The organism is Pseudomonas sp. PA15(2017), from assembly GCF_001945395.1.
In the GTDB taxonomy this organism is placed as follows: Bacteria; Pseudomonadota; Gammaproteobacteria; order Pseudomonadales; family Pseudomonadaceae; genus Aquipseudomonas.
The window spans coordinates 16,017-37,356 of the sequence record NZ_MSXV01000059.1 but is presented as its reverse complement, the minus strand read 5'-3'; the positions used below and the strand labels follow the sequence as shown (position 1 = coordinate 37,356).

The 21,340-nt window shown below is 63.3% G+C and carries 20 protein-coding genes and 1 pseudogene; 9 read left to right on the top strand and 12 right to left on the bottom strand.

Annotation, left to right across the window (positions count from 1 at the left end):
* The first annotated feature begins 1 nt into the window (after position 1).
* Positions 2-118 (top strand): integrase core domain-containing protein, encoded by a 117-nt coding sequence (locus tag BVH03_RS26215; protein WP_371915394.1) that lies wholly within the window; start codon positions 2-4, stop codon positions 116-118.
* A 109-nt stretch (positions 119-227) separates the two neighbouring features.
* Here BVH03_RS26215 and BVH03_RS26530 read toward each other — a convergent pair whose 3' ends face one another.
* On the bottom strand, positions 228-566 hold the full coding sequence (locus BVH03_RS26530; RefSeq protein WP_168175672.1) for a hypothetical protein: 339 nt from the start codon (positions 564-566) through the stop codon (positions 228-230).
* Between the two features lie 76 nt (positions 567-642).
* Positions 643-1,650: a GlxA family transcriptional regulator gene (locus tag BVH03_RS24315; protein WP_075963600.1), complete on the bottom strand. Its 1,008-nt coding sequence runs from the start codon at positions 1,648-1,650 to the stop codon at positions 643-645.
* Positions 1,651-1,777: 127 nt separating this feature from the next.
* Between BVH03_RS24315 and BVH03_RS24310 the strand changes: the two genes are divergently transcribed.
* Entirely contained in the window at positions 1,778-2,983 is a 1,206-nt protein-coding gene (locus BVH03_RS24310) for an S-(hydroxymethyl)glutathione dehydrogenase/class III alcohol dehydrogenase (protein WP_075963599.1), read from the top strand.
* A gap of 258 nt (positions 2,984-3,241) precedes the next feature.
* Here BVH03_RS24310 and yghU read toward each other — a convergent pair whose 3' ends face one another.
* Complete coding sequence (gene yghU, locus BVH03_RS24300) at positions 3,242-4,081, bottom strand: glutathione-dependent disulfide-bond oxidoreductase (RefSeq protein WP_075963597.1); 840 nt, start codon at positions 4,079-4,081, stop codon at positions 3,242-3,244.
* Between the two features lie 348 nt (positions 4,082-4,429).
* A complete protein-coding gene (locus BVH03_RS24295; protein ID WP_075963596.1) occupies positions 4,430-4,921 on the bottom strand; it encodes a hypothetical protein in 492 nt (163 codons plus the stop codon).
* Positions 4,922-5,120: 199 nt separating this feature from the next.
* Between BVH03_RS24295 and BVH03_RS24290 the strand changes: the two genes are divergently transcribed.
* From BVH03_RS24290 to BVH03_RS27365, 3 genes and pseudogenes are all read left to right on the top strand, one after another.
* Positions 5,121-5,669: a DUF4124 domain-containing protein gene (locus BVH03_RS24290; protein ID WP_075963595.1), complete on the top strand. Its 549-nt coding sequence runs from the start codon at positions 5,121-5,123 to the stop codon at positions 5,667-5,669.
* Between the two features lie 294 nt (positions 5,670-5,963).
* Positions 5,964-6,668: pseudogene (locus tag BVH03_RS27370) on the top strand (methyl-accepting chemotaxis protein); the annotation flags it as partial.
* Between the two features lie 66 nt (positions 6,669-6,734).
* A complete protein-coding gene (locus BVH03_RS27365; protein WP_371915393.1) occupies positions 6,735-7,586 on the top strand; it encodes a methyl-accepting chemotaxis protein in 852 nt (283 codons plus the stop codon).
* A gap of 15 nt (positions 7,587-7,601) precedes the next feature.
* Here BVH03_RS27365 and BVH03_RS24280 read toward each other — a convergent pair whose 3' ends face one another.
* From BVH03_RS24280 to BVH03_RS24265, 4 genes are all read right to left on the bottom strand, one after another.
* Positions 7,602-8,225 carry a LysE family translocator gene (locus BVH03_RS24280; RefSeq protein ID WP_075963593.1) on the bottom strand — a complete coding sequence of 208 codons (624 nt, stop codon included), beginning with the start codon at positions 8,223-8,225 and terminating at the stop codon, positions 7,602-7,604.
* 196 nt (positions 8,226-8,421) lie between these two features.
* Positions 8,422-10,800 carry a TonB-dependent siderophore receptor gene (locus tag BVH03_RS24275; protein ID WP_143486061.1) on the bottom strand — a complete coding sequence of 793 codons (2,379 nt, stop codon included), beginning with the start codon at positions 10,798-10,800 and terminating at the stop codon, positions 8,422-8,424.
* 151 nt (positions 10,801-10,951) lie between these two features.
* The gene (locus BVH03_RS24270; RefSeq protein ID WP_075963591.1) at positions 10,952-11,941 is read right to left on the bottom strand and encodes a FecR domain-containing protein; all 990 of its coding nucleotides are present in this window, start codon (positions 11,939-11,941) and stop codon (positions 10,952-10,954) included.
* Positions 11,938-12,462, bottom strand: a complete 525-nt coding sequence (locus tag BVH03_RS24265) for a sigma-70 family RNA polymerase sigma factor (RefSeq protein WP_075963590.1) — start codon at positions 12,460-12,462, stop codon at positions 11,938-11,940. Before BVH03_RS24265 ends, BVH03_RS24270 begins: the two co-directional genes overlap by 4 nt.
* 174 nt (positions 12,463-12,636) lie before the next feature.
* Here BVH03_RS24265 and BVH03_RS24260 point away from each other — a divergent pair, with 174 nt between their 5' ends.
* The gene (locus tag BVH03_RS24260) at positions 12,637-12,939 is read left to right on the top strand and encodes a helix-turn-helix domain-containing protein (protein WP_075963589.1); all 303 of its coding nucleotides are present in this window, start codon (positions 12,637-12,639) and stop codon (positions 12,937-12,939) included.
* Positions 12,940-13,115: 176 nt separating this feature from the next.
* Here BVH03_RS24260 and BVH03_RS24255 read toward each other — a convergent pair whose 3' ends face one another.
* Genes BVH03_RS24255 through BVH03_RS24245 form a run of 3 tightly spaced genes read right to left on the bottom strand, consistent with a single transcriptional unit; the run spans position 13,116 to position 16,277 of the window.
* Positions 13,116-13,460 (bottom strand): YdbL family protein, encoded by a 345-nt coding sequence (locus tag BVH03_RS24255; RefSeq protein WP_073264172.1) that lies wholly within the window; start codon positions 13,458-13,460, stop codon positions 13,116-13,118.
* Positions 13,461-13,470: 10 nt separating this feature from the next.
* Entirely contained in the window at positions 13,471-13,662 is a 192-nt protein-coding gene (locus BVH03_RS24250) for a YnbE family lipoprotein (RefSeq protein ID WP_013792254.1), read from the bottom strand.
* A gap of 14 nt (positions 13,663-13,676) precedes the next feature.
* Complete coding sequence (locus BVH03_RS24245) at positions 13,677-16,277, bottom strand: YdbH domain-containing protein (protein ID WP_075963588.1); 2,601 nt, start codon at positions 16,275-16,277, stop codon at positions 13,677-13,679.
* Between the two features lie 524 nt (positions 16,278-16,801).
* Here BVH03_RS24245 and BVH03_RS24240 point away from each other — a divergent pair.
* The 3 genes from BVH03_RS24240 to BVH03_RS24230 all read left to right on the top strand — a co-directional run bounded on the left by BVH03_RS24240 (position 16,802) and on the right by BVH03_RS24230 (position 20,762).
* Complete coding sequence (locus BVH03_RS24240; protein WP_075963587.1) at positions 16,802-17,209, top strand: tetratricopeptide repeat protein; 408 nt, start codon at positions 16,802-16,804, stop codon at positions 17,207-17,209.
* A gap of 57 nt (positions 17,210-17,266) precedes the next feature.
* Positions 17,267-18,754 (top strand): DNA recombination protein RmuC, encoded by a 1,488-nt coding sequence (gene rmuC, locus BVH03_RS24235; protein ID WP_075963586.1) that lies wholly within the window; start codon positions 17,267-17,269, stop codon positions 18,752-18,754.
* Positions 18,755-18,935: 181 nt separating this feature from the next.
* Positions 18,936-20,762, top strand: a complete 1,827-nt coding sequence (locus BVH03_RS24230) for a glycosyl hydrolase family 28 protein (RefSeq protein ID WP_256574808.1) — start codon at positions 18,936-18,938, stop codon at positions 20,760-20,762.
* A 20-nt stretch (positions 20,763-20,782) separates the two neighbouring features.
* On the opposite strand, the gene BVH03_RS24225 is transcribed toward BVH03_RS24230, so the two are convergent.
* Entirely contained in the window at positions 20,783-21,121 is a 339-nt protein-coding gene (locus BVH03_RS24225; protein WP_075963585.1) for an FKBP-type peptidyl-prolyl cis-trans isomerase, read from the bottom strand.
* Positions 21,122-21,340: the final 219 nt, after the last annotated feature.

Genomic DNA, 21,340 nt, shown 5'->3' with positions numbered 1-21,340 from the left:
TTTGCCAGCCTGGCTGCACCACTACAACTGGCACAGGCCGCACAGCAGTCTCAACTACAAACCACCAATCAGTCGGGCTCCATTGCCACTGAACAACGTACTGGGTTTACACAACTAGCCGCCAAAGTCGACGAACCTGGGCTGAAAGATTATGAACAGGTTCTGAGAACGCGCTGATTCGACAGTGCACCCCTCGAGGCATAAGCTCGGCGGGCAACTCATCGTCTTCAGGAGGCACCATGAGCAACTGCGACAAGCATCCCCATCACGATCATCAGCACAAGCCTGGCTGTGGCCATCTGGCCATCGAGCACAATGGTCATGTCGACTACCTGCACGATGGTCACCTGCATCATCCGCACGGTGATCATGTGGACGAACACAGCCTGGAAGTAAACGCCAAGAACCCTGATGCCTGCACGCCGAATCACCAGTGTGGCGGACACGCTGCGGATCATGTGCATGGACCGGGCTGCGGCCATGAGGCCGTTCCCCATGGCGATCATGTGGACTATCTCGTCGATGGACACCTGCATCACCCGCACGGCGACCATTGCGACGACCACGGCCCGGTCTCCGTCGTGGGTTGAGCCTGACCGCTGGCCGGTGGTGCGCTACACCGTCGGCCCGCTGTACCTCACGTCAATCAACGGCATTGAGCGTGGGGGCGAATTTTTCTCGGTAAGCCTTTGGCGAGCAAGCTTGGTGGCGAAGGAAGACACGGCGGAGCTGCTCCTCGGAGCTGAAGCCACAGCGTTCGGCTATACGTTTCAACGGTGTTTGCACATCGATCAGTAGACGCTGTGCCAGTTCAAGCCGTGCCCCTTCGACGAACTCCGTGGGCGTACAGCCTGCTTCTCGCGCGAACACGCGGCGCAAGTGCCGTGGGCTCATATTGGCCTGGGCCGCCATGGTTTGCAGGTTCAGTTCAGCGTGCAAATTCTGCAGGATCCACAGCTTCAGGCTGCGTACCCCGGCGTGGGGCGTCATCTGGCTATCCAACAGCTGGCTGAGCTGAGATTGCTGGCCACCACGCTTCAGGAATACCACCAGTTCACGGGCAATTTCATAGGCGGTCTCCCGGCCCATATCCTGCTCGATCAGGGCAAGGCACAGATCCAGTACGGAGGTTACGCCGGCGCAGGTCCAGATACTCGCCTGCTGGATATAGATGGCCTGGTCATTGACCCGAATCGCGGGATAGTCACGGGCCATCTTCTCGGCGACGCGCCAGTGTGTTGTGGCTTCCAGGCCGTCCAGGATGCCGGCGCTGGCCAAGAAGAAGGCTCCCGAACAAACCCCTACCAGGCGACTGGCGTGCGGGCCTACCGTTTTGCACCAGCTTACCAGGCGCGGGTTTTCCAACAGAGCAGTGGCGATGTCGTGAGCGCCCACGATCAACACCGTGTCCGGCTGCTCCGCGGATTCGTAAAGGCCTTCAGCTTGCAAGGTGACGGCAACGTCCGACGGCACCTGGCCCGCTACGGGCGCCGCCACGCTCACTCGATAGGGCGCCGTCGCGCCTCTTTTGACCAAGGCTTTGTTGGCGTATTCGAAAACGCTGAGTGCGCCACTGGCTTCGAGCAGCTTGAAGCCTGGGTAAATGACGATCTGTACACGACGCGGCAAATCCGCAGATAACTCCAGCATGCTTCTCCCTAGGCACCGATTCAGGACAAATTTCCATCACTACCGGCCAACTTCGCCCAGAAGGGCTGGCTGTCGAACGCGGCTGGGTTAGCATTAATATTGTTATATCATAACGTATGAGGTGTTCATGAAAACGCGTGCAGCCATTGCCTGGGAAGCCAACCGCCCACTCGAGTTTGAAGAGATCGACCTCGAAGGACCGAAGGACGGCGAAGTACTGGTTCGGATCGTGACCACCAGCCTCTGCCATACCGATGTGTTCACGCTCTCGGGACGCGATCCGGAGGGCAAGTTCCCTTGCATTCTCGGTCACGAGGGGTGTGGCATCGTCGAGGACGTCGGTCGTGGTGTGACGTCCGTGAAGCCCGGTGACCACGTTATCCCGCTCTACACCCCCGAAGACCCGAATTGCCCGTTCATCAAGTCCGGCAAAACCAATCTCTCTCAATCGATTCGAAAGACCCAGGGCGAGGGGCTGATGCCCGATGGAACCAGTCGTTTTTCTTACAAGGGTAAGACGATCTTCCATTACATGGGGACTTCGACGTTCAGTGAGTACACCGTGCTGCCGGAAATTGCAGTGGCCAAGATCGACCCTGCTGCGCCGTTGGCCAAGGCCTCGATCATGGGTTGTGCGATCCCCACGGGGATTGGTGCCGTACGCAATACCGCCAAAGTGCGCCCTGGTGACACCGTTGCCGTATTTGGTTTGGGTGCCGTGGGCATGGCAGTGATCCAGGGGGCGGTGTTGCAAGGCGCGGGGCGTATCATCGGTATCGACGTGAACCCGGCCAAGTTCCCATTGGCCCAGTCCCTGGGCGCCACCGAGTGCGTGAACCCGCGTGATTACAAGGAGCCACTGCGCGACGTGATCATCGACATGACCAACGGCGGCGTGGATTTCTCGTTCGAGTGCGTGGGCAATGTCGAACTGATGCGTGCAGCGCTGGAGTGCTGCCACAAAGGTTGGGGCGAGAGCATCATCATTGGCGTTGCTGGGGCGGGGGAGGAGATCGCTACACGGCCGTTCCAACTGGTGACCGGGCGCGTCTGGAAGGGCAGTGCGTTCGGCGGCGTGCTGGGACGTTCCGAGCTGCCGGGCATGGTCGATGAGTGGATGCGTGGCGAGATCAACGTTGATCCCTACATCACCCACAATATGGATCACGAATCGCTCAACGTGGCTTTCGACTTGCTCAAGCGAGGCGAAGCCATTCGCTCCGTTGTGCACTATCGGGAGAAAGAAACCCTGGCGGCCGATCAGCCGGGCGTCATCGTCGGACGTGACGGCCGAACGATCAGCAAGCCCGAAGCGGCCGGGGCTCCAGTCTGATCAGTGTGAACGCGAAGGTCAGTCCGCCCTGGCCTTCGTACTGCGCGTAATGCCCATGAACTGCCCGGGCCTCGCTGCGTTTGGTGGGGCTCGGCTTTTGGAAATGTGGAAAATGGATAACGCTGCCTGAGCTGTCGATCAACGTGCTTGGGTCGGCACGCAAATATTCCTGCCAGATAAACCAGGCCCCGATGCCAAAAAGCATCGGGGCCTGGTTGCTTGCAACTGAACGACCTGCTTGCGTTGGCGCTACAACGCTTACGCCAGGTCCGCCGCCTGATGCCGCTCTGGCACCTGCTCGGACTCATCGCCCCAGGTGCGATTCACCCGGCGGCCACGTTTTACCGCTTCGCGCTCGGCGATCTCGTTGGCCCAGCGTTGTACGTGGGTGTATTCGTGAGCCGCGAGGAACTCCGCGGCACCGTAGACGTTGTTGCGCACCAGCTCGCCATACCAGGGCCACACAGCGATGTCGGCGATGGTGTAGGTGTCGCCGGCCAGGTAGCGATTATCGGCGAGGCGCTGGTTGAGCACGTCCAGTTGGCGCTTGGCTTCCATGGTGAAGCGGTTGATGGCGTACTCGAACTTTTCCGGGGCATAGGCGTAGAAGTGGCCGAAGCCGCCGCCCAGGTAGGGCGCCGAGCCCATTTGCCAGAACAGCCAGTTGAGGGTTTCGGTGCGGCCGGCGGGATTCTTGGGCAGGAACTCGCCGAACTTTTCCGCCAGGTACAGCAGGATCGAGCCAGACTCGAACACGCGGATCGGCGTATCGCCGCTGCGGTCGAGCAGGGCAGGGATCTTCGAGTTCGGATTGACGCCCACGAAGCCGCTGGAAAACTGGTCGCCCTCGCCAATGCGGATCAGCCAGGCATCGTACTCGGCGCCGCTGTGCCCCAGAGCCAACAGCTCCTCGAGCAGGATGGTCACCTTCACGCCATTGGGCGTTGCCAGGGAGTAGAGCTGCAGCGGGTGCTTGCCGACCGGCAGCTTCTGGTCATGGGTCGCGCCGGCAGTGGGGCGGTTGGTCTTGGAAAACTGGCCGCCGGATGCTTCAAGGTGCTGCCATACCTTTGGCGGAACATAGGTTGATTGAGTCATCGAATCCTCGCTATCGGCGTGATGGGGCAATGCATGTGAACGCGAAGCTAGCCCGATTACGCCAGCTATTCGAGAGGCCATGGCGCATGTTGGGTATCGATCGGGTTGATATGGCAGTCGGCAAGTTGGCTTACGGCTGCTCTCCAGGCGACAGCCCGGCGCGAAACGATTGCAGCTTTGCCGCGCGGACGGCGTTGCGCACACCACTCGCCGCCGGTCGCGGCTCCCACCGTGTTCGCTGGCAACCTACCCTTACCTCAGGAGCGCCGACCCCGGCGCGAAGCAATGGTCGCCTGGCTGCAAGATCGGCGCGGTACAGACGATTCGCCCCAGCGCGCTCTGATCGGATCAGGCGCGCACACCGCCACGTGCATTCTTCTTCTGCAGGATCTCCGATGCCTCGTTGTAAGCCGTCTGGAAGGTCTGGCTGCCGATCCACTGCACGGCGGCGTCTTCGTCTTCGTTATGAAACAGGCCGCGGTAGACGATCAGCAGGCCCATCATGAAGTCGGTTGCCGCTTCCGGATCTTCCTCGGCGACCACCAGCTCCAGCACCGGGTACTGCAGGAACACCACGCACTGGGCGAGCAGGCTGATGGCCTCGGCCTTGTGCATGGCCTGGAACAGGTCGTCGAAGTGCGCCGGGTCGAAGCCGTTTTCCTCGATGTCCTTGAAGTCGAAGGTGCTCAGGTCGATCTCCACGTCATCGAAGGGCTCGTCGATCAGCGGGTTGCTCAGCACTGTGTGCACGACACTGGTTTTCGGCTTGCTCATACGGTTCTGCTTGGCCTTGGTCTTGGCCCGCTGGGCGCGTTTTTTCTGCTTGTCGGGGGAGGCCATGGTGGCGGAGTCCTCGTGTGAAGCTAAGAGCGGATGCGCATTGTATGCAGTCTTGCCCGCTGCGTTGCGTAACTTTATCGAGGCCACTATGGCGTGGTTCGCAGATAGGCGGCAGGCCGTGCCGCTGCCCCTTGGCAAGGCCGTCGCCTGGTTCTAGATTGCCCGTAGCGCAGCCCGCGCTCCGCAAAGGTATTCAACGATGATGCCCGCTCGCCAGATGCTCGCGATGCTCGTGCTCTGCAGCCTGTCTGCCCAGGCGCTGAGCCAGGTGTACACCTGGGTGGACGAGAATGGCCAGAAGCATTTCGGCAGTCAGCCACCGGCGGCCCGGCAGGCCGATACGGTGACGATCAAGCCGGGCTACGCCGGTGAAACGCGCGCGGTAGCACCTGAAGCGCCCGCCCGGCGTGCAGCGGCTGAGCCTGCGCCAGCCAAGACGTCGAGACGCGAAATGTGCCAGAGCGCGATGCGCTGGACGGCCGTCGACCTCAAGAATCTGCGCGAGATCGCCGAGGCGCGCAAAAGCGCCGGGCGCCTCACCGCAGCCGAATACACCCAGGCGCAAAAGAACCTGGCCGGCGTGGAGCAGCGGATAAGCCTGCAGGGCTGCGTCACCAGCTCCGGTGAGGATCAGCAACGCTACGAATGCCTGGCAAAGGGGACCGGTGTGCTGGTGTGTTCCGGGCTGATGGCGGCGGCCATGGAAGAGGCCGAAGGCGAGGCCAGGCAGCGAGCCAGCAAGCCCTAAGAATCTGTTAATGATCTTCAAGCCCAGGTTCGTCGATTCTGGCGGCTAAGTGGCAGGGGCGGCCGTTCACCGACTCACTGTGGGAGCGCGCCATGCGCGCGAAAAATCGCGGGCATGGGTCGCTCCCACAGATACTGCGCTGATGTCCGCTTCTGCCTTGTAGTTGCCGCCTGATGCGCATAAAGACAATGAACAGGCGCTTACAGCCGGCCAGACGGCTGGTTATCTCGTTGCAATATATTTGTCATGCAACATTCATAAGCTCGTCGCACCTCCCTCCCGTTCGAGATTTCCATGAGCTTTGGTCGTTCGCTGCGTGCCCAATTGGTCTTGCTGATTGGCGGTGGCCTGGTGTTGATGTTGCTGATTGCGTTGGCTGGTTTCGCGCTGTTGTCGCGCCAGTTGGATGGCTACGGAGCGCTGCTCAGCGGCCCGCTGGAAGAAGCGCGGCAAGTGGACGGCGCCAACCTGGCGTTCAAGATTCAGGTTCAGGAATGGAAGAACGTGCTCCTGCGCGGCGGTGATGAAGCGCAGCGCAACCGCTACTGGCAGCAGTTTCAGGATGAAGAGAAACGCGTGCAGACGCAGATCGGCCAACTGATCGACTCGGCAGGAAGTGCCGAGCTGCGCCAGCGGTTGAGCGAGCTGCGCGCTGCCCATGCCGAGATGGGCCAGGCCTATCGCCGTGGTTACCAGGCCTTCTCCGCGGCAGGTTTTTCTGCCCAGGCTGGCGATGCGGCGGTGAAGGGCATCGACCGAGCCACTACCGAGCAGCTGTCGTTGCTGGTCGACGAGCTGCACGCACGTAGTCAGGCCAGCGCCAGCCGGTTGAGCGAGATCGCCCAGCGCAGCGTGCTGTTCGGCAGCCTGGCAATGCTCGCGATCGGCGTGCTGCTGGCGCTGTTCAGCGCCTGGCTGGTCAACCGGCGCATCACCACGCCGTTGTTGCAGGCTACCGGGCAGCTCGAGTTGCTCAGCCGTGGGCAATTCGGTGAGCGCCTGAGTGAAGGCCGTGAGGATGAGGTCGGTCAGCTGGCCCAGGCTGCCAATCGCCTGCGCGAATTCATGCAGGCACTGTCGCAGCAGCTGCGTCGTGGTACCGGTGAGTTGGATGCCGCCACCCAGGAGCTGAGCAGCGTAGCCGGGCATATCGGCCAGGGTATTCGTGACCAATTCTCGCGCACCGATCAGGTCGCCACGGCGATGCACGAGATGAGCGCCACCGCCGAAGAAGTGGCGCGCCATTCGGCTAGTGCGGCGCGGGCCGCCGACGAGGCCGATCAGGCAGCGCAGGACGGCGAGACCACCATGGCCAGCACCATTGCCACCATCGAGAAACTGCATGGGGAAATCACCCGCACCGCCGAGGTGATCGCCCGGCTCGACAGCGATAGCGAGCGCATCGGTGGCGTACTGGAAGTGATTCGTGGCATCGCCGACCAGACCAACCTGCTGGCCCTTAATGCGGCCATCGAGGCTGCGCGCGCCGGCGAGGCGGGCCGGGGCTTCGCGGTGGTGGCCGATGAGGTGCGCAACCTGTCGTCACGCACCGCCAGTTCGATCAGCGAGATTCACCAGTTGATCGCCAACGTGCAGGGCGCCTCCAAGGAAGCCAGCGCCGCGATCGCTGCCGGCGCCCAGCAGAGTGCGGCCGGTAGGACGCAGGTCGGCGTGGCCGGTGAGCGCCTGCACAGCATCACCCAGGCCGTGGAAGCCATTCGCGACATGAACCGGCAGATCGCCACGGCAGCCGAGGAACAGACCTCGGTGGCCGAAGACATCGCCCGCAACCTGGCCGAAATCGTCTCCATCGCCCAGAGCAACGAAGCCGACCTGCAGCGCAGCGAGTCGGCGAGCCGCGCCATGCAGGGGCTGTCCGGCGACCTGTCGACGCTGGCGGCGCGGTTGAGAGACTGATGTCAACCGCTCACGCTATGCCCTGAGCAGCATCACCAGCATGCCCGCGGCCAGGGCGATCAGCACCAGGCCCGAGAGTCGTTCGAGCAGCGACAGGGCGCGCTGGAAGTTGCCCAGCAGCCGGCCATTGCCGATGGCCAGGGCCACCAGTAGATCCCAGCCGAGCACCACGGCGAACATCCATAGGCCATAGAACGCCTTCCAGCCGGCACTGCTCTGGGCGCCCAGCATGCTCGCCAGGCTGACGTAGAACAGCGCGTTCTTGGGGTTGAGAATGCCGGACAGAAAACCCATGCCGGCCGCCTGCAGCCAGGAGGCCCCGTTGGCCGGCGGCGCCTCGCCCGGCGCCTGCAGCACGCTGCTGCCGGCATGGCGAATGAACAGCACGCCCAGGTACAACAGGTAGAGACAGCCGACCAGCTGCAGGGTGATGAACGGTGCGCTGCCAGGCTGTAGCACCGACACGCCGGTAAAGGCGGCGACGATGAACACTCCGTTGGCCACGGCGATACCCAGGCAGGCGCCACTGGCGACTCGCCAGCCCGCTGCCAGAGAGGTGCGGGCGACCAGGAAGAAGTCCGGGCCGGGGGAAATCAGCGCCAGGAAATGGGCGGCGGCAATGATCAGGAACTGCTGCATGGCGGGCATCGCTCGTCTGGGAAGAAAGGCTCGCCAGTCTGTCGCCCCAAACCCATGCCGTATTGAAGGAAATCGTCAGGCCGCGCTTTGACCGACCGTGTCGCTCAGGTCGGATTTCGCCATGGCATCGCCCGGCAGCTACTGCGCTGCCGGTTACCAGGCCGACCGCGTATGGGGCGGCCGACCTGGGCGTTCGCTACCAGCGGAAGTTCACCGCGGTGACCAGTTGGCGCTCGTCGCCATAGGTGCAGGTGGCGAACTCGCAATAGGTATATCGCTTGTTGGTGAGGTTGTTGGCGTTGAGGCTGATGTCCCAGTTCGCGTCGAGCTGGTAGCTGACCATGGCATCGAAGAGGGTGTAGGCGGGCATCGCCGAGTCCATGCCGGAGGCCTGGGTGGTGCCCTTGTAGCGGGCGCCGGCGCCAACGGTGAGCTGCGGCAGGTTGAGGCGCATGAAATTGTAGTCGAACCACAGCGCCGCCTGATGATAGGGCGTGTCCTCGCTGCGTTGGCCGACTTCGCTGGCGATGCTGCTCTCGGTAATACGTGCATCGATATAGGCGTAGGAGGCGACCAGGCTGAGGTCGTCTGTCACCTGCGCCTTGGCTTCCGCCTCGAAGCCGCGCGAGCGCACTTCGCCCGTCTGCGAGGCGATGTTGGTGGCAGGGTCCTGTTTGAGCACGTTCTGCTGGGTCAGCTCGAAAACCGCGGCACTGAGCAGCAGGTTGCGACCGTCGGGCTGGTAGCGAATCCCCGCTTCGTATTGTTTACCTTCGGTAGGCACGAAGCTCTGCCCGCCGGCAACGGCCACTGACACCGGGAAGAACGATTCGCTGTAGCTCAGGTACGGCGCCAGGCCGTTATCGAACTTGTACACCAGGCCGGCGCGATAGGTGGTGGCCTCGTTGTTCTGGCTGGTGCGCACGCCGTTGCGATGCTGTTGCTGGTCCTGGTCAGCCCAGTCGTGGCGCACGCCCAGTACGGCAATCCAGCGGTCGTCGATGTTGATCTGATCCTGCAGATAAACGCCCTTTTGCAGGGTGTCGATCTGTGAGCCGCGATCCAGGCTGCGGTCCTTGTTGACCACCACCGGCTGCCCGTAGTTGTAGCGGCTCAGATCCAGTGTTGGCGCGACGCCGCGAAAGTTGTGCGAGTCGTAGCTCATGTCGTAGGCATCGAAGCCCAGCAGCACGCTGTGCTGCGCACCACCAAGCTGCCATTTCGACTCGATGTTGGTGTCGCTGGCCAGGCCGCGGGCGCGCTCGCGGCGGTCGCTGTACTGGCGGCGCAGGATGCCCGTGGTGGCTGCCTGATTGATGGCCGCGGCAGAGGTTTGTATCTGCAGGTACTTCCAGTCCACGTCGGTCTGGTAGTAACGCAGTTTGTGGTTGATGCGCAGCCGCTCGTTGAAGTGGTGCTCGAACTCGTAACCGAGCGTCGACATCTCGCCGTTCATCTCGTTGTAGTCGGGCTCGCCGATGAAGTCGTGGCGACCGATCTGGTACCTCGCGTCGCCCACCCCCTTGACCAGCTGGTAAGGCAGCGGCGCGGAGAAGCCCGTTTCGGTCTTCTGATAGAACGACAGCAGGGTCAGGGAGGTGTCTTCGTTCGGGCGCCAGGTCAGTGCCGGGGCGATGTAGAGCCTGTCGTCGTCGATGTAATCCTGCTGCGTGTCGCTGTCGCGCTTGAGCAGGGTCAGGCGGTAGCTCAGGGTATCGCTGTCACCAAGCGGGCCGCTGAAGTCGGCGGACAGCTGCTTGCGGTCGTTCTGGCCGACCTGCAGATTGAGTTCGCGCAGCGGCTCGCGAGTCGGCCGCTTGCTCACTCCATTGATCATGCCGCCTGGCGACAGCTGCCCGTAGAGCACCGAGGCCGCGCCGCGAATCACCTCGACGCGCTCCAGGCCATAGGGCTCCTGAATGCCGTCATAGGAGTTGTTCTGCAGGCGCAGGCCATCGCGCAGCGAGCCGCCGGTAGCGGACTCGACATCGAGACCACGGATGCGAAAACGGTCCGCCGTGCGGTTGAAACTGGTCGGCTGGCTGGTGACCCCCGGTGTGTAGCTGAGTGCCTGGGACAGGGTCTCCGATTGGCGATTACGCAGCTCGTCGCGGGTGACCACCGAGATCGATTGCGGGGTATCGACCAGCGCGGTATCGGTCTTGGTAGCGCTGCCGTTGCGCAGGGCCACGTAGCCGGCCAGCGGTTCGCCCGGCAGCTCGGCACTGCTCAGGGCAATGCCGAATACGGTGGTGCTGTCCAGCTCCAGCGCGCCGCTGGCAGGCAGCGGGCGCAGCACATAACCGCCGCCGCCCTGATCGACCGCCTCCAGCCCGGAATTCTGCAGCACCAGGGCGAGCCCGGTGGTGACCGAGTAACTGCCGTTCAGGCCTGGGCTGGTCTTGCCGCTGGCCAGGTCGTTATGGCCGGCGAGGTAGATACCGGCCTGCGCGGAAAACTGGTTGAGCACGTTGTTGAGCGGCCCTGGCGCAATGCTGTAAGTGCGCACCGCCGGGCTTTCCTGCGCGGTGGCCGGCAGGGCGATCAGCAGCGTCGGGGCGAGGGACAGCGCCATGGGCAACGCCAGGGCGAGTGGTCGTAGAGAAAATTGGAAAGCGTGCGCGGCTGGCAAGTGCATGTCCCCTGAAGTGGTTCGAATAGTTGGCTTCTCAGGGATTACCGAGCGAGATCCAGAAAAGGGAACAGGGCGGATAATTTATTTTCAGTCAGGCTTCGGCAGGCTCGACGCTCACCCACCAGTCGGTCAGCCGCTGCACGCGAATGGGCAGGGCGGCCTGCAGCAGGCGCAGGCTTTGCTCGCTGTCGTCCAGCGGGAAATAGCCCATCACCGGCAGGTTGGCGACCGCCGGGTTGCAGCCCAGGTGGCCGCGGCGAAATTGCCCCAGCTCGTCGAGCAACTGGCCCAGCGGCATGCCTTCGGCGGTCAGCACATGGCGCGTCCATGATTCGCGGGCGCCGGTTGCGGCTTGCACGGCGCCAATCTGCGCGGTATCGAAGGTGACTTGCTGGCCGGCGGGGATGCGCAGGGTTCGCTGGGTGTCCGCGGTGCGGATTTCCACCGCGCCGTCGAATACCGTCAGCCAGGTTTGCGTATCGCTCTGGCGCACGCTGAAGCGGGTGCCCAGTGCCTGCATGCGGCCGTGCCGGCTGGCGATGAAGAAGGGGCGGGTGTCGCGGGCGGTGTCGATCAACACTTCGCCAACGCGCAGGTGCAGCAGGCGCACGGCGTCGTCGAAGTCGGCATCCACCGCGCTGCCGGCGTTGAGCCACAGGCGAGTGCCGTCGCCCAGGCGGGTTTCGCGCACCTCGCCGATACCGGTGGCGAAGTCGGCGCTCCAGCCGGCCACCAGGCGCGGCAGGGCGGTGTGGCGCCAGGCGCTCCACGCCACCAGGCTGCCAGCGCCGACGACCAACAGGCTCTTCAAACCCTCGCGCCGGGTCAGGCCGGTGCGGCCGGGCTGGGCCAGGGCACGGCGCAGCGTCTGCCCGTCGTCCTGCTGCTGCAACTGGCCGAAACGCTGGCTGACGCGCTCGACATAGTGCCAGGCGTCACGGTGTTCGCCGTGTTGCTCCAGCCACCGTCGCCATTGCTGGCGCACCTGGTCATCGGCCTGTTCGTCGTGCAGGCGCACGTACCAGTCGGCGGCCTGCTGCAGGCTGGCGTGGCTGAGAGCGTGGGAGCGCGGGTTGATCATTCGACCAGCAGGCCGTCGAGTTCGGCTTCGAGCAGGGCGCAGTGCAGCAGCGCCTGGGCCAGGTATTTCTTGACCATGCGCTCGGACACGCCGAGCTGCGCGGCGATCTCGCGATAGGGCAGGCCGTCGAGCTGGGGGAGCAGAAACGCCTGGCGCACCCGCGCGGGCAGGCGCAGCAGCATGGTGTCCACTTCGTGCAGGGTTTCGATGATCAGCGCGGCCTGCTCCGGCGACGGCTGCAGCGCTTCCGGGCGGCTGGCCAGGGCACTCAACCAGGCCTGTTCCAACTGCTTGCGGCGCCAATGATCGATGCTCAGGCCACGGGCGATGGTCGCCAGGTACGAGCGTTCGCCACTGTGGCTGTCGAAGCGCCGCGGGCGCAGCAGCAGGCGCACGAAGATGTCTTGCACCAGGTCGGCGGCATCAGCGCTTTCGCCCAGGCGACGGCACAGGAACTGCTGCAGCCAGCCGCGATGGCTGGCGTACAGCTGGTGCAGGGCGGAGGTATCGGAAGGTGTCATCGAGAGCACGTACCCGAAGGCGTTTGCGCGCCTCAATGCAGATAAGAATTAGTCGCAAATTAGAGCAATTCATACACCTTACTGCAACGGGAGAAGCGATTCAGAATTCAAAAAATATAGAATACTGTTTTTTTGTACAGTATTATGGACCCTCCTACTCCTGGAGTTTGATCAATGAGCCCTTACTTCAATATTCAGTTATTTCACATGGATCGTAAGCTTTGTGCTGCAGCGCGCTATCGACTCGATTGGAGTATTGATCGGCTAGCGATTCAGTCTGGGGTTTCTGCTTTGGCAATCGAACAGTACGAGAGCGGATTCAGGAAACTCAAACCCATCAGCCTGCAAGCGATTGCCTATGCCTTTGAAGCAGAGAAGCTGATGTTTTTTCCTGGTCAGCCGGTTATGACTGGCGGGAATGTACGCGGTGCTTGCCCTGATCCGCGTCTGTCTTCTGATTATTCACAAATCGAGTGAAACAGCCGCCGAGTAGATCCGTAGGAATATAGTGCCTTGCTGAAAAGGGCTTGGCCATGGCGATAGGGCTACAGCAGTTGGGATTGGCGGTGTCGCCGAGCGGCCGTTAGGCGTTTAGCAGTATGTGACGAGACTTGGCAAAATTGCCTGTGCATAAGCACAGGCACTGGTTGATGTTACTTGCGGCGCCACTGCCCCTGCTGCTGGATGTACTGGCCGGCAGGGGTCTTGTCGATGGCCTTCTGGCCGGCGATGGTTTCCACGTCGCTGAGCTGGATGCCGTTCTGCTGGGCGAGCTTCTGGTATTCGGCGCGGCGCGCGGCGTTGATCAGCTTGGCGATCTCGTCGGCCTGGCCGCCGGATTTGACCACGCCGAGGTAGCCATTGGGCTGTTCGCCCAACTGGCCACTGGCCTTGGCGTCACCCAGGGCGGACATCGCCTCGTTGAGGCTGATGGCATGGGCCGGCAGGCTCAGGCTGAACAGCAGCAACAGGCCGGCGAAGGGTTTGATCAGGTTCATGCGTGGCTCCTCAGAACAGTCCGCTGGATTCACTGAACATGCTGTCCAGCGCCTTATCCACCTTGATATAGATCTCGTGCTCGATCTTCACATTCAGGTTGATGTTGATCGGCTCGTTGGGCATCGCCAGCTGTACCGTCGGGGTACAGGCTGTGGTCAGTAGCCCCAGCAGCAGGGCGGTGATGCAACTACGCAAGCGCATGGCGCTTCTCCTCGTCAGGGCTCCTTGGGGGTGGTGTTGCGCTGCAGCATTCGCTGCTGCACGCGCCGTGTGATGATGTCGTTGACCCGGTCGGTCAGCTGCAGGCTGGCGAGCAGGGTGGGGATGTCTTCCTCCAGGTTGATGTTGAAATGAATCGGGCGGCCTTTCTCGATGGTCGGGTTCTGACCTTCCAGGCGCATGCCGAGGGTCAGAATGCCGTGCTGATCATAGCTGACCGAGCTGTTCAGGGTGGTGAACCTGAAGTCCTCCAGGGACTGCGTCACCAGCTGCATCGCCGGGTTGCTGCGACCCAGGGCCTTGATCTTCTCGGAGCTGAACTTCAGGTAGCCGCCGGGCTGGCGGGCGGCGACGTGGCCGTTGTCTATCTCGATACCGTTCGGGCCCAGGCGCACTGGCAGGTCACCGTCCAGGGTGCCGCTGCCGCCCAGGCCCTCGGCGGGATAGTGGGCGAACAGCTGCTGGAGTTCGAGGCCGCGGACGCGGATGGGAAACGATTGATTGACTGCGCCCAGATTCCATTGCCCGGGTGTCAAGGTGACCTGGCCACCCATCAGCGCGGTGCGGGCCAGGTTCACCTCCAACTGGCCCTGGCCGGCAGTCGCCAGCGGCGCGCTGTAACGCACTCGCGCTTCGGCGGGGCCGATGGGTAGGCCGTGGTTGGCCTGCTGCAGCTTCAGTTCGGGGACGTACAGCTCGAAACGCTGGCGTGCCAGCTTGAACTGCGCGCGCGCGTCCAGGCCGCTCAGTTCGGAGCGATCGTAGATGCCGCCGAGGCCCTTGCCGGTCAGGTTCAGGTCAAGGCCAGGCGCGCTGCTGCCGGCGGCCAGCGTCAGGCTCGCATCGGCATTCAGGCGACCGCTCTTGAGGTCGAGCAGTTCGGGCCATTGCATCAGGGTCTTGGCCAGCGGATTGCCGGAGCGCAGGAACAACTCGCCAAGGGTGGCCTCGAGTTGCAGGTTCTGTTTCACGTCTAGACCGGCAATGAGGTCGAGTTGCAGTTCGCTGTCGTTGCTCAGTTTGCCCCGCAGGGTGCCGGCCCCATCGGCAGCGGCCAGCTGGCCTTGCAAGTGCCAGCCCTGCGTCTTGAGGTTGGCCTGTTGCAGGCGCGTGGTGCTCAGGTTCAGTGGCCCCTTGAATTGCCAGCCTTGCAGGGCGCCGTCCTGCAGCGCCAGCTTCAACGTGCTGCCGCCCACCCCGGCCTGTAGTTTCTGTGCGCTCAGCACGGCACCTTTCAGGCTGGCAGCCTGTAGCTGCGAACCCTGGCCAAGGTTCAGTTCGATTACGCCGTCGTCGGCGTAGCCCGCCAGGTTCAGCGCGCTGCTCAACTCGGTGGCTTGCCAGCCGGCCTGGGTCGCCCTGGCGGTGCGGGTGGTCAGGCGCGTACCGGCGAACTGCACCGCCCAGGGCGCCGAGCTGGCGACGGCCAGGCGGCCCTGCAAGTCCAGGCGAGTGGCGCCGCGTAGCGCAGCGGTCAATTTCAAGGGCAGGCTGCGCTCGTCCAGTTCCGGGCGTAAGTCGGCCAGTGGCGTATCCGCCTGTACCTGCAGGTGCAGGGATTCGCTGCGCAGCTCCGGCGGCAGCGCCGCCAGCCAGTCGGGATTGGGCTCGCTGAACTGCAGATCGGCCTCGATGCGCCTGGCGATCCACTGCGAACCCTCACTATGAGCCGCCAGGGCCAGTTGCCCCTGTAGCAGGCCGACGCCGGGCAGCGGCCAAGGCTGCGGCAGGTTGCCGTGCAGATCGAATTGGCCGGTCGCGGCCAGCAGGTTGTTCACATCCGGCTGGCGGCGGGGCAGGTCGAGTTGCCAGGTGCCGGCGAGGCTGGCCTGGCCCGGTGCCGCTGGCCATTGCTTGCCGGCGGGCAGTGCCCAGGCGCTCAGCAGGTTCTGCAGCGTGACGGCCTGGGTAAGCGCGGTGGCGTCGAGCTGGCCGGTCCAGATCAGGCCGTCGCCGCGCTCCAGCAGGTGGCTGGTCAGGGTCGCCTGGGGCTGTCGATCCACCGCCAGGGTCACCTGCAAGTCGAGGGCGTCAATGCCTGGTTCGAGGTCGAGCGCGACGCTCACTACCTGCTCCTGCTGAGCGAGGTTCACGCTCAGAGCGATACGTTTATCGTCACCGTGCTGCAAATCCAGGCTGCCACTGGCAATGCATTGCCCGCGAGCGCAGGGCAGGGCGGCCTCGAGGTGAGCGATCGACAGACTGCGTGGCAGCAGGGCCAGCGGTGCGGCCAGGCGTTGCAGGTCGAGGTCGGGCGGTGGCGCGGCGTTTGGGGCATCTTCTTCGACCGGTCGCCAATCCAGCGACAGGCGGTCAATCGTGACGTGCCGCCACACCGGCAGGCTGAAGCTGAAGTCACGCCAGGCCAGGTGCAGATCATTGCCGTGCAATTCGAGCGTGCCGGCGCTGCTGTGCTGGCGCAGCACCAGGCTGTCGATGCGCAGGCCCCCGTCCGAAAGCGCGATGCCGTGCCAGTCGAGGGTTTCGATGCCACTGCGTTGCAGCAGGTAGCGACCGCCCAGATGAACGGCGGCCACCAGCACTAGCAGCAGGGCGAGTGTGACGGACAGTCGCAGCCAGATGCGGCGGCTGAGCATGGGCATGGATCCAAGCGCGGATGAGTTGGCGACGTTAACCCGAACCGATACGGCCTGCCAAACCGGACGCGCCTGATTGGTGCTTCATACTTTTATGGCGTGCGCGTGACAGGAGCAACACCGTGCATGGCCTGCATACCGCGTCCGCCGTGGCGTGCCGCGATGTCAAGGCTGATCTTGCCCTGCAAAAGGGCATTTCAGAGGCCCTTCCGGCAGACTTGTGCACAATCGCGAGGCAGCTTGTCAAGCTGCATATTGCCACTTGTAAAAAGCCGAGCAATAGCGTAGGCGTAAATATAAGTTTATGAAAAATATAGACTTTTTTGATGTGGTGAAAAAATGAGCAGTTTGAGCGGGAGGCCCATCCCATCAGTGTTAGGGGATATTTCGCCCACCATACCCACAAAGTTATCCACAGCTTCTGTGGATTGTCATCTGCAGCCGCTCTGGGGCGGGCCGGGGCTTTACCTTTGAATAAAAAAGAGTAGAGTGGCGCGCCTGTTCCAGAGTCCCGCTTCAGCCTTATGCCCCGCGTTTTACCCCGCAGTGAACTCCATACGCTTCCCGTCCGTACCCAGGTTCCCGTCCGGGTAGCCGCCTGGCTGCTGGACAGTCCGCACCTTGGCCATGCGCCCAGTGTGAAACGCATCGCCGGCCGTCTGCTCAAGCAGGCTGCGCGCCGTGGTGTGGTGCAGGCGCAAAGTCGGCTGGGCCAGATGCTCTGTCGCGAATGTGGCAATACCCGCGACCGGCGTATCGGCCTGGAGCTGCTACGCCAGGCCGCGCGAGCTGGCGACAGCCATGCCCAGCTGGAGCTGGGGCGTCTGTATTGCCAGCCACGCACCCTCGAGCCGGAGCAGGCCCGGCATTGGCTGGAGCTGGCGGCGCTGCAAGGGCATGACGAGGCGCGGGATTTGCTGCAGCGCCTGTAACCGCTGCCAGGCCGCCCGCGCGGTTATACTGCCCGGCAGTCTTGCCTGGATGCCTTTATGCCTTTCGATCTCCTGACCTTGTTGCCGGCTTTTCTGGTCGGCGCGCTGCTGGCTGCCGTTCCCTTGTGGCTGCGCATTGCTGCCGCCCTGCGACAGGCCGAGGACATGCGTCTGCAATCGGGGTTGGCTCAGGAGCGCATGAATGCAGCGCAACTGGCCCAGGCCGGCCTCAGCGCGCAGTTGGACAACTGCCGTGACGAGCTTGCCGAGATCCTCGAAATCAAGGCTGACCAGCAGGCCGAACTGGCCGCTCTGCGCCGTGAAACCCACTTGCTGCAGAACGACCTGCAACTGGCCCGCGAGCAGCTCGAGGGCGCGCAGGCTCTGCGCGAGCGCCAGGAAGCCGAGCTGCGTCGCCTGGACAGCGAGCGGGCCGGGCTGACGGCCGAGCTGCACGAGCAGCAGGAAAACCATCAGCAGCGCCTGGAGGATCTGCAAGGCGCCCGTGATGCCTTGCGTGCGCAGTTCGCCGAGTTGGCCGGCAAGATCTTCGATGAGCGCGAGCAGCGCTTCTCGGAAACCAGCCAGCAGCGCCTGGGGCAACTGCTCGACCCGCTCAAGGAACGCATCCAGGCCTTCGAGAAGCGCGTCGAGGAGAGCTACCAGCAGGAGGCCCGCGAGCGCTTTTCTCTGGGCAAGGAGCTGGAGCGTCTGCAGGGGCTCAATCAGCGCCTGAGCGAGGAGGCGATGAACCTCACCCAGGCGCTCAAGGGTCAAAAAACCCAGGGCAACTGGGGTGAGCTGGTGCTCGAACGCGTACTCGAACATGCCGGCCTGCAGAAGGGCCGCGAGTACCACACCCAGGTCAGCCTGAAGAGTGCCGAAGGCGAGCGTTTCCAGCCGGACGTGCTGATCCAGCTGCCGGGCGACAAGCAGGTGGTGGTCGATGCCAAGGTCAGCCTCACCGCGTATCAGCAGTACGTGTCGGCCAGCGAGGACGCGGTGCGGCAGGTGGCGCTGAAACAGCACGTGCTATCGCTGCGCAGCCACCTCAAGGGCTTGTCGCTCAAGGATTACCAGCACCTCGACGGGCTGCACAGCCTGGATTTCGTGCTGCTTTTCGTGCCGATCGAGGCCGCATTCGCAGCGGCTTTGCAGGCTGATCCGGGGCTGTTCCAGGAAGCCTTCGACCAACACATCGTGATCGTCAGCCCGACCACGCTGCTCGCTACCCTGCGGGTGATCGACAGCCTGTGGCGCCAGGAACGGCAGAGCCAGAACGCCCGGGAAATCGCCGAGCGGGCAGGGGCGCTGTACGACAAGTTCGTGGCTTTCATCCAGGATCTGGACGAAGTCGGCATGCGCCTGCAACAGCTCGACAAGGCCTACTCCGGTGCGCGCAACAAGTTGGTCGACGGCCGCGGCAACCTCATCAGCCGCGCTGAAAACCTCAAGTTGCTCGGCGCCCGGGCCAGCAAGAGCCTGCCCCCCGAGCTGCTCGAGCGTGCAGCCGGGCTGCCGCTGGATGAGCCGCTGGACGACTGATTCCTCCCCCTTCTGCATGCGAGCGGTGCCGCGACGCGAGCGCTGGACGCAAGCCAAATCTAGTCTATCTTGTCGGTTGTCATACTTCTTGAGGGTGTGACGATCGCGCTGCTTACCGTCTTCCGTATGCCTCGGTATCTTCAGCTTTTTCAATGGATTGGCCATAACAAGGATAATAACCATGCCGCTCATCAAGCGACTTTTTACGCCTGTTTCTCCGAATAAATCTCATCGGTCAAAGTGCGTTGTCATACCGCTGGCTTTGTTGGCCAGCGGTGCCGCCCTGGCGCTGGAGGCGCCGCGGAATATCCAGGTGCCGACCCTGGCCTATGACGATCGCCAGATCATTCTGGTCAGGGAGAAGCCGCAAGATGCCGCGGGCATCGTCGACTATCACGTGTACATGGATGGCAGAACGCTGGGTGGCGCCAACGCCAACAACGACCAGCATTCGCCGGCCAAGCCGTATATCGATCAGTTCTATGCGACCGATACGGACAACTTCCACCATCGCATCGCCATCCATAACTTCACCGTCGATGGCCTGAAGCCGGAAACCGAATACCGCTTCACCGTGCGCTCGGTGGATGCCCAGGGCCGCGAGTCGGCCGACAGCCCGGTGCTGGTGCAGCGCACCACGGCGGTTGCCGAGGTGTTCAACATCGAGGCCCAGGGCGCCAAGGGCGATGGCAAGACGCTCAATACCGCGGCCATCCAGAAGACCATCGATGCCTGCTCGCTGAACTGCAAGGTGCTGATTCCGGCCGGGGTGTTCAAGACCGGTGCGCTGTACCTGAAAAGCAACATGACCCTGGAGATCGCCGAGGGCGCCACGCTGCTGGGCTCCGAGCGCAGCGAGGATTATCCGCTGCAGGGCTACATCCAGTACCCGTATTCGACCATGGTGCGCCCGGCCTCGTTGATCAACGCGCTGCCGCGCGATCCGCGCCAGCACCAGTCGTTCGAGAACATCCGCATCGTCGGCAAGGGCACCATCGACGGCAACGGCTGGAAGCGCAACGACGACAGCCAGGACGAGCTCGGCAAGCCGCTGCCGTTCTACCGCGCCAGTGACAATACCCGCTACAGGGAGGACGGCATCCTGGCCAAGGACCAGGTCGAGAAGGCGGTGGCGCGTGGCATCATCGTCAAGGACGCCTACGGGCAGATGCGCTCGTCATTGATGACCCTGCGCAACGTCAGGAACCTGTTCTACGGTGGCTTCACCGTGCTCAACCCGGCCTACCACGGGATCATGAATCTGGAAACCGAGAACGTGGTGATGGCGGGTACCCTGCACAAGACCTACGACGCCAACAACGGCGACGGCATCGAGTTCGCCAACAGCAAGGGGGCGATGGTCTTCAACAACTTCTTCGACACGGGCGACGATTGCGTCAACTTCGCGTCCGGCACTGGCGCCGACGCCAGCAAGCAGCCGCCCCAGGAGGATGCCTGGATCTTCAACAACTTCTTCCGCCGCGGCCACGGCATGGTGGTCGCTGGTAGCCACACCGGTGGCTGGATTCAGAACATCCTCGCCGAAGACAACGTGTCCGACGGCACCGACACCGGCCTGCGCATGAAGAGCACCAACTTCATGGGCGGCGGCGCGCGCAACGTCACCTTCCGCGACTCGGCGATCCGCAAGCCGGTCAAGCAGGGGGTGATCATGACCCTGGATTACCACGACCCCAACGCCATCCTCGACTACGAGCGCTCGACCGTGGCGGGCCAGTTCCGCGATATCCGCGTGAGCAACGTGACGGTGGAGGATACCGCCGGCGCGGCGATCCAGGTCAAGGGCGACAGCGCCCACGACGCCTTCCACGAGAACGTCGCCTTCGAACAGGTGCGCTTCAAGGGCGGGGCGGGTGCGCAGATCGACGGCCTGCGCGACTCGAGCTTCACCGACGTCAGCTTCGTCGGCACCCAGGGCGAAGCCTGGAACATCAAGGGCAGCGAGGGCCTGCGCTTCGACCGGGTCGAGCCGCAACCCAGGCAATAAATCGCAAGACGCGGGGCGCTTCAGTCGTCCCGCGTCAGCACTTCCAGCAGCTCGATTTCGAAACTCAGGTTGGAATTCGGCGTGATCGCGCCCATCGAGCGTTCGCCATAAGCCAGGTGCGCTGGCACGAACAGCCGGCGCTTGCCGCCGACCTGCATGCCCATCAGGCCCTGGTCCCAGCCCTTGATCACCCGCCCGGTGCCGATCACGCACTGGAACGGCTTGCCGCGCGCATAGGACGAGTCGAACTCGGTGCCGTCCTCCAGCCAGCCGCGGTACTGGGTGGTGATCAGCGCGCCCTTGACCACCGTCTTGCCATCGCCCTGGTGGATATCTTCGATACGTAGTTCGTCGCTCATTTCGCTTTTCCGGTCGGTTGTCGGGGCCTGCGTTTTCGCAAGAAATGCGGCGCACTGCAACAGCAGCGCGCGTCTTGGATGGGTGCAATCCGTTCACGACCGGCTCAGCCGTACGTCAAACGCGAGGCGATAGCAGCTATGTGATAGCAGCCGCCCGCTCCCGCAGGATCGACTGGTGATCATCTGTGGGAGCGGGCCATGCCCGCGAAAAATCACGGG

Excerpts from the sequence above, each read along its gene's own strand:
- BVH03_RS24315 (WP_075963600.1), bottom strand. The coding sequence starts at position 1,650 with ATGCTGGAGTTATCTGCGGATTTGCCGCGTCGTGTACAGATCGTCATT.
- BVH03_RS24310 (WP_075963599.1), top strand. The coding sequence starts at position 1,778 with ATGAAAACGCGTGCAGCCATTGCCTGGGAAGCCAACCGCCCACTCGAG.
- yghU (WP_075963597.1), bottom strand. The coding sequence starts at position 4,081 with ATGACTCAATCAACCTATGTTCCGCCAAAGGTATGGCAGCACCTTGAA.
- BVH03_RS24295 (WP_075963596.1), bottom strand. The coding sequence starts at position 4,921 with ATGGCCTCCCCCGACAAGCAGAAAAAACGCGCCCAGCGGGCCAAGACC.
- BVH03_RS24290 (WP_075963595.1), top strand. The coding sequence starts at position 5,121 with ATGATGCCCGCTCGCCAGATGCTCGCGATGCTCGTGCTCTGCAGCCTG.
- BVH03_RS27365 (WP_371915393.1), top strand. The coding sequence starts at position 6,735 with ATGCAGGCACTGTCGCAGCAGCTGCGTCGTGGTACCGGTGAGTTGGAT.
- BVH03_RS24280 (WP_075963593.1), bottom strand. The coding sequence starts at position 8,225 with ATGCAGCAGTTCCTGATCATTGCCGCCGCCCATTTCCTGGCGCTGATT.
- BVH03_RS24275 (WP_143486061.1), bottom strand. The coding sequence starts at position 10,800 with ATGGCGCTGTCCCTCGCCCCGACGCTGCTGATCGCCCTGCCGGCCACC.
- BVH03_RS24270 (WP_075963591.1), bottom strand. The coding sequence starts at position 11,941 with ATGATCAACCCGCGCTCCCACGCTCTCAGCCACGCCAGCCTGCAGCAG.
- BVH03_RS24265 (WP_075963590.1), bottom strand. The coding sequence starts at position 12,462 with ATGACACCTTCCGATACCTCCGCCCTGCACCAGCTGTACGCCAGCCAT.
- BVH03_RS24260 (WP_075963589.1), top strand. The coding sequence starts at position 12,637 with ATGAGCCCTTACTTCAATATTCAGTTATTTCACATGGATCGTAAGCTT.
- BVH03_RS24255 (WP_073264172.1), bottom strand. The coding sequence starts at position 13,460 with ATGAACCTGATCAAACCCTTCGCCGGCCTGTTGCTGCTGTTCAGCCTG.
- BVH03_RS24250 (WP_013792254.1), bottom strand. The coding sequence starts at position 13,662 with ATGCGCTTGCGTAGTTGCATCACCGCCCTGCTGCTGGGGCTACTGACC.
- BVH03_RS24245 (WP_075963588.1), bottom strand. The coding sequence starts at position 16,277 with ATGCTCAGCCGCCGCATCTGGCTGCGACTGTCCGTCACACTCGCCCTG.
- BVH03_RS24240 (WP_075963587.1), top strand. The coding sequence starts at position 16,802 with ATGCCCCGCGTTTTACCCCGCAGTGAACTCCATACGCTTCCCGTCCGT.
- rmuC (WP_075963586.1), top strand. The coding sequence starts at position 17,267 with ATGCCTTTCGATCTCCTGACCTTGTTGCCGGCTTTTCTGGTCGGCGCG.
- BVH03_RS24230 (WP_256574808.1), top strand. The coding sequence starts at position 18,936 with ATGCCGCTCATCAAGCGACTTTTTACGCCTGTTTCTCCGAATAAATCT.
- BVH03_RS24225 (WP_075963585.1), bottom strand. The coding sequence starts at position 21,121 with ATGAGCGACGAACTACGTATCGAAGATATCCACCAGGGCGATGGCAAG.